Here is a 10,696-nt window from a genome sequence, read left to right as displayed (position 1 = left end):
TCTCCTGAATCCCTCTCCTCAACAAAGGTAATCTCTATTTTCCTCCCCCTCCCAGCACATCAAAATGCGAATTAGCCATGATTTCTCTCTGAGAAAAGAGGGTGGGGATTGTACTATGTCGGTGATTTTGTGTATCTTTGCCTACTTTTCAGAGTGAAAAGGCTATACGAGGTCGGGTAACGCCTACTCCATCTATCCCCTGTGGGACAGCTGTTGACGGGCATATCCGGTGCTCTATTGTTAAATATTGTCCGCTTGTGATCCCCACTAACTCAGGACACGAGTGGATCAATTTAATGAGTTACTTATGACAGATCCAATTGCAGACTATCTGACAAGATTGCGCAACGCAATCTCTGCACGCCACCGCGTGGTGGAAATCCCTGCCAGCAACATGAAGAAGGAGATGACCAAGATCCTCTTTGAGAAGGGTTATATCCTTAATTACATGTTTGACGACGAGGATCCAAAGCATCAGGGCACGATCAAGATCGCCCTTAAGTACGATATGGCGACCAAGGCTCCGGCCATCAAGTCGCTGCGTCGCGTCTCTCGCCCGGGTCTCCGCCGCTATGTCGGTGCGAACGACCTTCCCCGAGTCCTCAATGGTCTCGGCATCGCCATACTATCCACCTCCAAGGGGGTGATGACCAATAAGGATGCAGCTGATCTCCACATCGGAGGTGAGGTGATCTGCTACGTCTACTAATACCTAACTCTAAGAAGAAGATATACATCATGTCAAGAATCGGAAAGCTTCCCATAGCCATCCCGGCCGGAGTAGAGGTATCTATCAAGGACAACGTCGTCACCGTAAAGGGACCCAAGGGTACCCTGTCCCAGGACTATGACTCCCGTCTCACCGTAGAGGTGAAGGATGGTGAGGTGCATGTCACCCGCGCTACGGACAGCATCGAGGAGCGTGCTCAGCACGGACTCGTACGCTCGCTGATCCACAATATGGTCGTCGGTGTATCCGAGGGCTACACCAGGACTATGGAGCTCATCGGAGTCGGCTTCCGTGCTGAGGCACAGGGGCAGCTCCTCACGCTCTCTCTCGGCTACTCTCACCCCATCTATCTGATGCTCGCTCCTGAGATCCAGGTGGAGGCTAAGATGGAGCGCAATAAGGCTCCTCTGGTCATCCTCTCCAGCTGTGACAAGCAGCTGCTCGGTCAGGTGTGCGCCAAGATCCGCTCCTTCCGCAAGCCGGAGCCTTACAAGGGTAAGGGTATCAAGTTTGTCGGTGAGACCATCCGTCGCAAGTCGGGTAAGGCAGCCGCTGCTTCTAAGTAATGCATGCGCCTAAGTCAAAACATCAAGTGAAGAGAGAGAAGTATGATTACTAAAAGAGAAAGAAGACTCAAGATCAAGAAGCGCGTCCGCAAGCACATCTCCGGCACGACCGAGAGACCGCGCCTGTCGGTATTCCGCAGTAATCGCCAGATATATGCTCAGGTGATCGACGATACTACCGGTAAGACTCTTGCTGCCAGCAGCTCCCTCAAGATCGCCGAGAAGGCGCCCAAGGGAGAGATCGCTAAGCAAGTCGGTAGCGACGTCGCCAAGAAGGCTATGGATGCCGGTGTCAAGACTGTCGTCTTCGACCGTAATGGTTACCTCTACCATGGTCGTGTCAAGGAGCTGGCTGATGCCGCTCGCGAGGCAGGGCTTGTCTTTTGAGATATCGATCACACGAACTATTGCATAAAGATATGAAGAGAGTAACCTCTACTAATAATATAGAGCTCGAGAATCGTCTCGTAGCCATCAATAGGGTCTCCAAGGTCACCAAGGGTGGACGGACGTTCTCCCTCGCTGCCATCGTCGTGGTAGGTGATGGTAAGGGTGTCATCGGCTACGGCCTCGGCCGCTCCAACGACACCTCCACCGCTATCACCAAGGGTACCGATGCTGCTAAGAAAAACCTCATCCAGGTGCCGGTCTTCAAGGGGACCATCCCTCACGAGGTGAGTGCCCGCTTTGCCGGTGCTGAGGTGCTCCTCCGCCCTGCATCTGAGGGTACCGGAGTGGTTGCCGGTGGTGCTATGCGTGCCGTACTCGACATGGTCGGAGTGACCGACGTCCTCTGCAAGAGCAACGGCTCATCCAATGCCCACAACGTCGTCAAGGCCACCATCCTCGCCCTCTCCAAGCTGAGCAGCCCCCTGGACATCGCCCGTACCCGTGGTATCTCCGTCGAGAAGGTATTCAAGGGCTGATCTGAGAGCGAGAAGTCTCTCGAGTACGATTATTACTAAGGAATAATAAGACGATGAAAATCAAGCAAACACGTAGTCGCATCCGCACTACCAAGGCGCAGAAGGACGCTCTTAATGCTCTGGACCTCCGTAAGCTCAATCGCATCATCGACGTCGAGGATACGCCCGTTAATAGGGGCAATCTTCGCATCGTCCGTCACCTCATCGAGGTGGTGGAGGAGTGATCCGGTAGCTCTACGCGGAGAGGACCCCTTTACTCTCTCCCTGACACGTGCTCCCTATAGCGGGACACCGGGGACATAAGGAGTAGGGCGGAGCTCTCCACGATAGCGACACGTCTTTTAATCGATATATAAGTATTACAACATAAGTCATGGATTTATCATCCCTAAAACCGGCTGCCGGAGCCACTAAGGCTCGCAAGCGCGTAGGCCGTGGTACCGGATCCGGTCTTGGAAATACCTCTACCCGTGGTACGAAGGGTGCCAAGAGCCGCTCAGGCTACTCTAAGAAGTTTGGCTTCGAGGGTGGTCAGAATCCTCTGCAGCGCCGTCTGCCGAAGGTCGGCTTCAACTCTCCCAACCGTCGCGAGTATACCATCATCAGTCTGAGTGACCTCGCCCAGCTCGCTGAGCAGAAGGGTCTCACAGAGATCACCCCGGAGGAGCTCAAGGCTGCCGGTCTCATCAAGAAGTCCGCCACCGCCCCCGTCAAGATCCTTGCCAATGGTGAGCTGAGCCAGAAGCTTACCATCCGCGCACATGCATTCTCAGCTACTGCCAAGGAGGCCATCGAGAAGGCCGGCGGTGTGGCTGAGGTGCTGTCCTGATCTTTTGCTCCTCACATTTCACCCTAAGACACTTATCCCATGAAGTTTGTAGAGACGATAAGAAACATCTGGAAGATTGATGACCTGCGCCAGCGTATCCTGACGACCCTGTGGCTCATCGTCCTCTATCGTCTTGGCACTACCATCGTCCTCCCCGGTATTGATCCGTCGACGCTTACGGCGCTGCACGATCAGACACGCGGCGGACTGATGGCACTGTTGGACATGTTCTCAGGTGGTGCGTTTAGCAATGCATCTGTCTTCGGACTCGGTATCATGCCGTACATCTCTGCCTCTATCGTCGTCCAGCTTATGGCGATGGTAGTGCCCAGCATCCAGAAGATGCAGCGCGAGGGTGAGAGTGGTCGGCGTAAGCTGGGACAGTGGACGAGATACCTTACCATCATCATCCTGCTGATCCAGGGCCCGGTCTACCTGATCAACCTGCGTAATCAGCTCGCCACCGTCGGTGTAGCTATGCCTTCGACCTTCTGGTTTTACTTCCGGAGTACGGTCTACATGGCTGCCGGCTCGATGATGACCCTCTGGCTCGGTGAGCGCATCACGGAGCGTGGTGTAGGTAATGGTGTCTCCTTTATCATCCTCGTGGGTATCCTCGCACGATTCCCCTCTGCCATCGTGAGCGAGTTTGTACTTCGCTTCAATGTCACCGGAGGTCTCTTCGTCTTTATCCTCGAGCTCCTACTCCTCCTGATCGTGATCATCGGTGCTATCCTGCTGGTGCAGGGGACCCGCCGTATCCCGGTGCAGTATGCCAAGAGGACCGTCGGCAACCGTATGTATGGTGGCGCTCGTCAGTATATCCCGCTGAAGATCAATGCCGCCAACGTGATGCCGATCATCTTCGCTCAGGCGATCATGTTTATCCCGCTTACCTTCATCGGCTACGGGAATAATATCTCGCCCTTCTGGCAGCAGTTTATGCAGGGCTCCGGCTTCTGGTACAATTTCATCTTTGCTCTCCTGATCATCGTCTTCACCTACTTCTATACCGCAGTGACGATCAACCCCGGTCAGATCTCTGACGACCTCAAGCGGTCCAATGGGTTTATCCCCGGTATAAAGCCCGGTAAGGCGACCAAGGAGTACATCGATGACGTGATGAGCAAGATCACCCTCCCGGGTGCCATCTTCCTCGCCATCGTGGCCATCCTCCCCGCCTTTGCTCGCCTGATGGGTATCGACGCACAGTTCTCGCAGTTCTTCGGCGGTACCTCTCTGATCATTATGGTCGGTGTGGTCCTCGACACACTGCAGCAGGTGGAGGGTATGCTCCTACAGCACCACTATGACGGACTCCTTGAGGGCACTCATATCAAGGGCCGTAACGGCAATATGTACCACTGATCTCAAGAGAGATAGAATCCACTAACGACTGACACTGATGATTCGACGCAATCACATTATCCTCAAGACACGCGAGGAGATCGATAAGCTCTATCTCGCCAATCAGCTCAATAGCCGCACCCTCGCGGAGGTGGCTAAGCACATCCGACCGGGCGTCAGCACGGCGGACTTGGATAAGGTGGCGCACGACTTTATCATCAGTCACGGTGGCTACCCGGCTTGTCTCGGATATGAGGGCTTCCCGGGAAGCATCTGTGCCTCGGTCAATGAGATCGTCGTACACGGCATCCCGAGTCCCGACGTTATCCTCAAGGAGGGCGACATCATCACGGTGGACCTCTGCACGGAGCTTGGCGGCTTCATCGGTGATAGCGCCTTCACCTTCCCCGTCGGAGAGATTGACCCCAAGGTGGCTGATCTGCTCAATACGACCAAGGAGGCACTCTACCTCGGCATCGACCAGGTAGAGGTGGGCAAGCACATCGGAGACATCGGCGAGGCGGTGCAGAAGCACTGCGAGGCGAAGTTTTACGGTGTGGTCCGGGAGTTTGTCGGCCACGGCATCGGTCGCGGCATGCATGAGGATCCCAATGTACCCAATTATGGTCACCGTGGGACCGGTCCCATGATCGAGGAGGGACTCTGCATCTGCATCGAGCCCATGATCACCCTCGGTAGTAAGAACGTATTTATCAGTAACGACGGCTGGACAGTCCGCACTAAGGACCGTAAGCCGGCCGCTCACTTCGAGCACTGCATGGCGGTGGTCGACGGACGAGCCAAGCTGATGAGCACCTTCGACTACATCTACGAGGTGATCGGCAGGGAGACCTTCTGAGCCAAGGACTTGCAGGAGTCGAGAGGATTTCTTATCATTGAGAGATACATTTTATAATACATCAAGGAGAAAGCATAATGGCAAAAGAACCAGCAATAGAGCAAGATGGTGTCATCGTAGAGGCTCTGTCCAACGCTATGTTTAAGGTAGAGCTGGACAATGGACACGAGCTCACCGCACACATTTCCGGCAAGATGCGCCTGCACTACATCCGCATCCTCCCCGGCGATCGTGTGAAGGTGGAGATGTCCCCCTATGATCTCACCAAGGGTCGTATCGTCTACCGGTACAAGTAAGTCTCTTATTGTGAGTAGGCGATTTTGACCTATATGTAGCTCCGGAGGCTTGGAGTGGACCTCGAGAGGGTCAGTCCGGGCATCGAACTATTACCAACACTAATCATTGGCGGGGACAAGGGTTGCCGCCTGAGACTATAGCAGAGAAAGAGATGAAAGTCAAAGTTTCTATCAAGAAGCGTGACGACGACTGCAAGTTTGTACGTCGCAAGGGACGCCTCTACGTTATCAACAAGAAGAACCCTAAGTTTAAGATGCGTCAGAAGTAATCCCTCGGAGACGCACTCGAGAGAGTGTGGTCCCCGTGGATTATAAGGACGAGTATCTTGAGCAGATGGTATCTTAGTCTACTAAGACACATCCATTCATTTACGTTTTTATAATATATGGCTATAAGAATAGTAGGTGTAGACTTACCGCAAGACAAGCAGGGACAGATCGCACTGACCTACATCTATGGCATTGGTCGTAGCGCAGCTCGCACCATCCTCGACAAGACGGAGGTGCCGCGTGAGACCAAGGTCCAGGACTGGACAGACGATCAGGCTGCCGCTATCCGTGAGTACATCACTGCTAATTACAAGGTCGAGGGAGACCTCCGCAGTATGCAGCAGATGGACATCAAGCGCCTCATGGATATCGGGTCATACCGCGGTATCAGACACCGTAATGGTCTTCCCGTACGTGGACAGAAGACCAAGAACAATGCTCGTACCCGCAAGGGACGCAGGAAGACGGTCGCTAATAAGAAGAAGGCGACCAAGTAACACGGTCATCTATAGTTTATGGCAAAGAATCAAACAGCCAAGAAGAGAAAGGTCCAGGTCGATGCCATCGGTCAGGCTCACATCCACTCTTCTTTCAACAACATCATTATCACCCTCACCAATAATCAGGGTCAGGCTATCAGCCAGTCCTCTGCCGGTAAGATGGGCTTCAGGAGCTCTAAGAAGAACACCCCCTACGCCGCTCAGATGGCTGCCGAGGATGCTTCCAAGAAGGCTCACGATGCCGGTCTCCGCAAGGTGACGGTCTACGTTCAGGGTCCCGGTAACGGTCGCGAGAGTGCCATCCGCACGATCAATAACGCCGGTATCGAGGTGATGGAGATCATCGACGTGACGCCTATGCCTCACAATGGCTGCCGTCCTCCCAAGCGTCGTAAACCCTGATGATGAGATCTGAGAGCGATCAATGACCACGTGTCATTGTCTCAGGTGTCCCTCATAGATAAGTGACGGCATAGTGTAGATAAGAGAAATGCCCCTGTAGGAGTCGCGCACTTTACCCTCCGGTAAGCTGGTGCCTCTGCCACTCTGGCGGAGTGATAGATACAGGGACGACGCGCAGCACTGTGCCGGTCCCTTGGAGGATCCCACCGATCGATCTCATATAATCCACACACAATAGTTATAGATAAGTCATGGCAAGATATACAGGTCCTAAAGCTAAGGTCAATCGCAAGTTTGGCGAGCCTGTCTTTGGCAATGTCAAGAGCAAGAAGACAACACCTCCCGGAGAGCACGGAAACTCCCGTCGCCGTAGGGCATCCGAGTATGGTAATCAGCTGCGCGAGAAACAGAAGGCAAAGTACACCTATGGAGTGCTGGAGCGTCAGTTCCGCAACTACTACAAGAAGGCGTCCAGTATGCCCGGTGTACGTGGCGAGATCCTCCTCCAGTTGCTGGAGCAGCGTCTCGACAATGTAGTATTCCGTCTTGGTCTCGCTAAGTCTCGTGCTGCAGCTCGTCAGCTCGTCAACCACCGTCACATCGTCGTAGACGGCAAGGTGGTCGACATCCCCTCCTACTCCGTACAGCCCGGCCAGGTCGTTGGCATACGTGAGAGAGACAAGAATCTTGAGATCATCCGTGAGGCGGTACAGAGTCTGGGTCACAACCAGTACTCCTGGCTCGCTTGGGATGGTGCGGCACAGGCAGGTACCTTCCTCCACGTGCCCGAGCGCGCTGATATTCCTGAGAATATCGTAGAGCAGTCTATCATCGAGCTGTACTCTAAGTAATAATTGATCCTTTCCGACTTTCGAGTCATTTAATAGCAGTGATATGGCTTTACTAGTATTCCAAAAACCAGACAAGCTGGTCTTCACGGAGTCGACACCCACACATGGGAGAGCAGACTTCAAGCCATTGGAGCCCGGATACGGTCTTACCATTGGCAATGCTCTGCGTCGTATTCTCCTCTCCTCGCCCGTGGGCTTTGCCATCAATTCCATCAAGATCTCCGGCGTGGCTCATGAGTTTGCCACCGTGCCCGGAGTTGTTGAGGATGTGACAAATATCATTCTTAATCTCAAGAAGGTCCGCTTCAAGCAGACCATCCAGGGTGAGGACGATGAGCAGGTGACGATCAAGGTCAGTGGAAAGGATAAGAAGCAATTGACAGCAGGCGACATCGCCCCGCTATCCAATTTCGAGGTGATCAATAAGTCGCAGGTCATCTGCCACCTCGACAAGTCAGCCTCCTTTGACCTCACGCTCTTCATCGACAAGGGTCGTGGATGGGTCTCCTCTGACGATATTGCCGAGTCCTTTGATGACCCGGAGCGTATCGCCATTGATGCGATCTACACCCCGATCCTCAATGTCAAGATGAGCGTCGAGAATACCCGTGTGGGTCAGAAGACTGACTACGACCGCCTGATCCTTGACATCGACACCGATGGCTCGGTGACGCCCAAGCAGGCGCTCGTGGATGCGGCTGATGTCCTGATCTCTCATCTCCGACTTTTCCACGATGAGACGATCGAGTACGATCTGGAGACCGAGGAGGGTAGCGATACCTTCGACGAGGCCACCATGCGTCTCCGTCAGCTCCTGAAGACAAAGCTCTCTGAGGATATGCTGTCCGTCAGAGCGCTCAATTGTCTTCGTGCTGCCGGCATCGATACGCTGGGGGACCTGGTCGCCTTCTCGGAGAGCGAGCTGCTTAAGATCCGAAACTTCGGCAAGAAGTCTCTCAATGAGGTCTACGCACTCCTCGATGAGCTCAAGCTCACCTTCGATATGGATGTCGCCAAATACAAACTTGATAAAGACTAAGTAGCATAATGAGACATAATAAGAAATTCAATCATCTCTCCCGCACCAGCAGTCACCGCAAGGCTTTGCTCTCCAATATGGCTGCCTCGCTGATCATGGAGAAGAGGATTGTCACCACCCTCGCTAAGGCCAAGGCACTCCGTATGCACGTAGAGCCGATGATCACCCGCGGTAAGGAGGACAATCTCAATAATCGCCGTATGGCATTCCGTGACCTCCAGAATAAGGAGGCTGTCACTGAGCTCTTCACGGTGATCGCACCCAAGGTGGCTGACCGTCCCGGTGGCTACACCCGCATCATCAAGCTGGGTCGTCGTCGTGGTGATGACACCATGACCTGCTTCATCGAGCTGGTGGACTTCAATGAGGTCTACACTCAGAAGGGCAAGACCAAGGCTACGGAGGAGAAGACCGCTAAGAAGACCCGTCGCTCTCGTCGCAAGAAGAGCGAGGAGACCGCTGAGGCTGCTCCCGTAGAGGAAGCCAAGGTCGAGACCCCCGCCGAGGAGGAGACCAAGTAAGGTCACTTCTATATATAAAGTCAATGGAGACGTACCCCGCTCGTGGAGTACGTCTCCTTTTTTTGTACCCCATTACGCGGAAAATGGGTAACTTGCCGACGTATGTAATGACAAGACCATATCCAACTATTTCTAAAAAAATACCATGACCTACGATATCGCAGTCATCGGCGGTGGTCCCGCCGGATACAATGCAGCAGAGTATGCTGCCGGGAAGGGGAAGAAGGTGGTCCTCTTCGAGAAAGGCAACCACCTCGGCGGCGTCTGCCTCAATGAGGGCTGCATCCCCACCAAGGCTATGCTCCACTCCGCCCACCTCCTCGAGAAGATCAGCAATGCTGATAAGTACGGCATCACCGTTGATGGCGACGTCACCGCCGACTACGGCAAGATCATGACCCGCAAGAAGAAGATCGTCCGCAAGCTGGTCGCCGGCGTCAAGCAGAAGCTCCTCAAGTCCGGCGTCGAGATCATCGATGGTCTCGCAGCCCTCGACGGAGAGACCGATGACGGCAAGATCCGCATCCGCTGCAACGACACCGAGTACGCCGCCACCGATGTCCTCATCGCCACCGGGAGTGAGGTGAGCATCCCGCCCATCGATGGCATCGGAGAGACCGAGTACTGGACCTCCACCGAGGCCCTCAGCGCTCCTGAGCTCCCTGGGTCGATCCTCATCATCGGCGGAGGAGTGATCGGGATGGAGTTTGCAGGCTTCTACTCCGCTATGGGCGTCGATGTGACGGTCGTGGAGATGATCCCCAAGATCCTCGGCCCGATGGACTCTGAGGTCTCCTCGCTCCTCCAGCAGGAGTATGAGAAGGCGGGGGTAAAGTTTTACCTCCAGGCTAAGGTGGTCTCCCTCCATACTGGAGCCGTTACCATAGAGACCTACGAGGGTCAGCGAGAGGTCCTCGAGGCAGAGCGCATCCTCCTCTCCACCGGTCGCCGACCCATCACCGAGGGGCTGGGGCTGGAGACGCTCGACATCGAGATGAACCGCCGTGCCATCAAGGTCGACAGCCACATGCGCACCTCTCACAAGCACGTCTACGCTGCAGGTGACTGCGTCGGTGGCATCATGCTCGCCCATGTCGGTTACTACGAGGGCGAGGTGGCCATCCGCAATATCGTCGATGGTGCTGATGAGGAGGCTCGCTACGACTCCATCCCCTCAGTCATCTACACCAGCCCTGAGTTTGCGAGCGTGGGAGCCAGCGAGGATGAGCTGCAGAAGGCTGGCACCGACTACAAGGCTCTCAAGATCCCGATGACCTTTGCCGGACGCTTCATTGTAGAGAATGAGCGCGCCACCGGACTCTTCAAGATCCTCTACCATGCCGAGACGAAGAAGGTCCTCGGGGTGCAGATCTATGGTGACCCCGCATCTGAGATCATCGCCATCGGCGGTCTGGCGATCACTGAGGGCATGACGCTCGATGAGCTCCGCCATCAGATCTTCCCCCACCCGACGGTTGCCGAGATCTTCCACGAGGCTGCCTATATGGCCGAGGACTGATTCCCCCTATATTCTTACAGTTGCTAAGGCAGAGAGATCGT

The 10,696-nt window shown here is 54.5% G+C and carries 16 protein-coding genes; all 16 read left to right on the top strand.

Features of this window, described 5'->3' with window-relative positions; genetic code table 11:
• Positions 1–307: 307 nt before the first annotated feature.
• The 16 genes from rpsH (at position 308) to lpdA (ending at position 10,655) form a co-directional block, all read left to right on the top strand.
• Positions 308–709 carry a 30S ribosomal protein S8 gene (rpsH, locus tag AC1EKE_RS06120; protein WP_025081669.1) on the top strand — a complete coding sequence of 134 codons (402 nt, stop codon included), beginning with the start codon at positions 308–310 and terminating at the stop codon, positions 707–709.
• 29 nt (positions 710–738) lie between these two features.
• Complete coding sequence (gene rplF, locus AC1EKE_RS06115; RefSeq protein ID WP_480308683.1) at positions 739–1,296, top strand: 50S ribosomal protein L6; 558 nt, start codon at positions 739–741, stop codon at positions 1,294–1,296.
• A 42-nt stretch (positions 1,297–1,338) separates the two neighbouring features.
• The gene (rplR, locus tag AC1EKE_RS06110) at positions 1,339–1,683 is read left to right on the top strand and encodes a 50S ribosomal protein L18 (protein ID WP_070465505.1); all 345 of its coding nucleotides are present in this window, start codon (positions 1,339–1,341) and stop codon (positions 1,681–1,683) included.
• 32 nt (positions 1,684–1,715) lie between these two features.
• Positions 1,716–2,222 carry a 30S ribosomal protein S5 gene (gene rpsE, locus AC1EKE_RS06105; RefSeq protein WP_296164942.1) on the top strand — a complete coding sequence of 169 codons (507 nt, stop codon included), beginning with the start codon at positions 1,716–1,718 and terminating at the stop codon, positions 2,220–2,222.
• Positions 2,223–2,275: 53 nt separating this feature from the next.
• Positions 2,276–2,446, top strand: a complete 171-nt coding sequence (gene rpmD, locus AC1EKE_RS06100; RefSeq protein ID WP_480308682.1) for a 50S ribosomal protein L30 — start codon at positions 2,276–2,278, stop codon at positions 2,444–2,446.
• 149 nt (positions 2,447–2,595) lie between these two features.
• Positions 2,596–3,051, top strand: a complete 456-nt coding sequence (rplO, locus tag AC1EKE_RS06095; protein WP_296164944.1) for a 50S ribosomal protein L15 — start codon at positions 2,596–2,598, stop codon at positions 3,049–3,051.
• Between the two features lie 39 nt (positions 3,052–3,090).
• The gene (secY, locus tag AC1EKE_RS06090) at positions 3,091–4,419 is read left to right on the top strand and encodes a preprotein translocase subunit SecY (protein ID WP_297128671.1); all 1,329 of its coding nucleotides are present in this window, start codon (positions 3,091–3,093) and stop codon (positions 4,417–4,419) included.
• A 37-nt stretch (positions 4,420–4,456) separates the two neighbouring features.
• Entirely contained in the window at positions 4,457–5,257 is an 801-nt protein-coding gene (gene map, locus AC1EKE_RS06085) for a type I methionyl aminopeptidase (RefSeq protein WP_296121203.1), read from the top strand.
• A gap of 77 nt (positions 5,258–5,334) precedes the next feature.
• The gene (infA, locus tag AC1EKE_RS06080; protein ID WP_070465486.1) at positions 5,335–5,553 is read left to right on the top strand and encodes a translation initiation factor IF-1; all 219 of its coding nucleotides are present in this window, start codon (positions 5,335–5,337) and stop codon (positions 5,551–5,553) included.
• A gap of 152 nt (positions 5,554–5,705) precedes the next feature.
• Positions 5,706–5,822, top strand: coding sequence for a 50S ribosomal protein L36 (gene rpmJ / locus AC1EKE_RS06075; protein WP_018106937.1), 117 nt, complete (start codon positions 5,706–5,708; stop codon positions 5,820–5,822).
• A gap of 117 nt (positions 5,823–5,939) precedes the next feature.
• The gene (gene rpsM / locus AC1EKE_RS06070; protein WP_070465484.1) at positions 5,940–6,320 is read left to right on the top strand and encodes a 30S ribosomal protein S13; all 381 of its coding nucleotides are present in this window, start codon (positions 5,940–5,942) and stop codon (positions 6,318–6,320) included.
• A gap of 18 nt (positions 6,321–6,338) precedes the next feature.
• Positions 6,339–6,725: a 30S ribosomal protein S11 gene (gene rpsK / locus AC1EKE_RS06065; RefSeq protein ID WP_018106935.1), complete on the top strand. Its 387-nt coding sequence runs from the start codon at positions 6,339–6,341 to the stop codon at positions 6,723–6,725.
• A 251-nt stretch (positions 6,726–6,976) separates the two neighbouring features.
• The gene (gene rpsD / locus AC1EKE_RS06060; protein ID WP_070465481.1) at positions 6,977–7,576 is read left to right on the top strand and encodes a 30S ribosomal protein S4; all 600 of its coding nucleotides are present in this window, start codon (positions 6,977–6,979) and stop codon (positions 7,574–7,576) included.
• A 43-nt stretch (positions 7,577–7,619) separates the two neighbouring features.
• A complete protein-coding gene (locus AC1EKE_RS06055) occupies positions 7,620–8,615 on the top strand; it encodes a DNA-directed RNA polymerase subunit alpha (protein WP_296164101.1) in 996 nt (331 codons plus the stop codon).
• 8 nt (positions 8,616–8,623) lie between these two features.
• The gene (gene rplQ / locus AC1EKE_RS06050; RefSeq protein ID WP_296164099.1) at positions 8,624–9,136 is read left to right on the top strand and encodes a 50S ribosomal protein L17; all 513 of its coding nucleotides are present in this window, start codon (positions 8,624–8,626) and stop codon (positions 9,134–9,136) included.
• A gap of 145 nt (positions 9,137–9,281) precedes the next feature.
• Positions 9,282–10,655 carry a dihydrolipoyl dehydrogenase gene (lpdA, locus tag AC1EKE_RS06045; RefSeq protein ID WP_480308681.1) on the top strand — a complete coding sequence of 458 codons (1,374 nt, stop codon included), beginning with the start codon at positions 9,282–9,284 and terminating at the stop codon, positions 10,653–10,655.
• The last annotated feature ends 41 nt before the right edge of the window (positions 10,656–10,696 follow it).

Source organism: Porphyromonas sp. C0041D3, from assembly GCF_056590575.1.
This window is presented reverse-complemented; position numbering and strand designations above follow the sequence as displayed.

Coding starts and splice junctions, on each gene's coding strand:
- rpsH (WP_025081669.1), top strand. CDS start 308: ATGACAGATCCAATTGCAGACTATCTGACAAGATTGCGCAACGCAATC.
- rpsK (WP_018106935.1), top strand. CDS start 6,339: ATGGCAAAGAATCAAACAGCCAAGAAGAGAAAGGTCCAGGTCGATGCC.
- map (WP_296121203.1), top strand. CDS start 4,457: ATGATTCGACGCAATCACATTATCCTCAAGACACGCGAGGAGATCGAT.
- rplR (WP_070465505.1), top strand. CDS start 1,339: ATGATTACTAAAAGAGAAAGAAGACTCAAGATCAAGAAGCGCGTCCGC.
- rplF (WP_480308683.1), top strand. CDS start 739: ATGTCAAGAATCGGAAAGCTTCCCATAGCCATCCCGGCCGGAGTAGAG.
- rplQ (WP_296164099.1), top strand. CDS start 8,624: ATGAGACATAATAAGAAATTCAATCATCTCTCCCGCACCAGCAGTCAC.
- AC1EKE_RS06055 (WP_296164101.1), top strand. CDS start 7,620: ATGGCTTTACTAGTATTCCAAAAACCAGACAAGCTGGTCTTCACGGAG.
- rplO (WP_296164944.1), top strand. CDS start 2,596: ATGGATTTATCATCCCTAAAACCGGCTGCCGGAGCCACTAAGGCTCGC.
- secY (WP_297128671.1), top strand. CDS start 3,091: ATGAAGTTTGTAGAGACGATAAGAAACATCTGGAAGATTGATGACCTG.
- rpsE (WP_296164942.1), top strand. CDS start 1,716: ATGAAGAGAGTAACCTCTACTAATAATATAGAGCTCGAGAATCGTCTC.
- rpsM (WP_070465484.1), top strand. CDS start 5,940: ATGGCTATAAGAATAGTAGGTGTAGACTTACCGCAAGACAAGCAGGGA.
- lpdA (WP_480308681.1), top strand. CDS start 9,282: ATGACCTACGATATCGCAGTCATCGGCGGTGGTCCCGCCGGATACAAT.
- rpsD (WP_070465481.1), top strand. CDS start 6,977: ATGGCAAGATATACAGGTCCTAAAGCTAAGGTCAATCGCAAGTTTGGC.
- rpmJ (WP_018106937.1), top strand. CDS start 5,706: ATGAAAGTCAAAGTTTCTATCAAGAAGCGTGACGACGACTGCAAGTTT.
- rpmD (WP_480308682.1), top strand. CDS start 2,276: ATGAAAATCAAGCAAACACGTAGTCGCATCCGCACTACCAAGGCGCAG.
- infA (WP_070465486.1), top strand. CDS start 5,335: ATGGCAAAAGAACCAGCAATAGAGCAAGATGGTGTCATCGTAGAGGCT.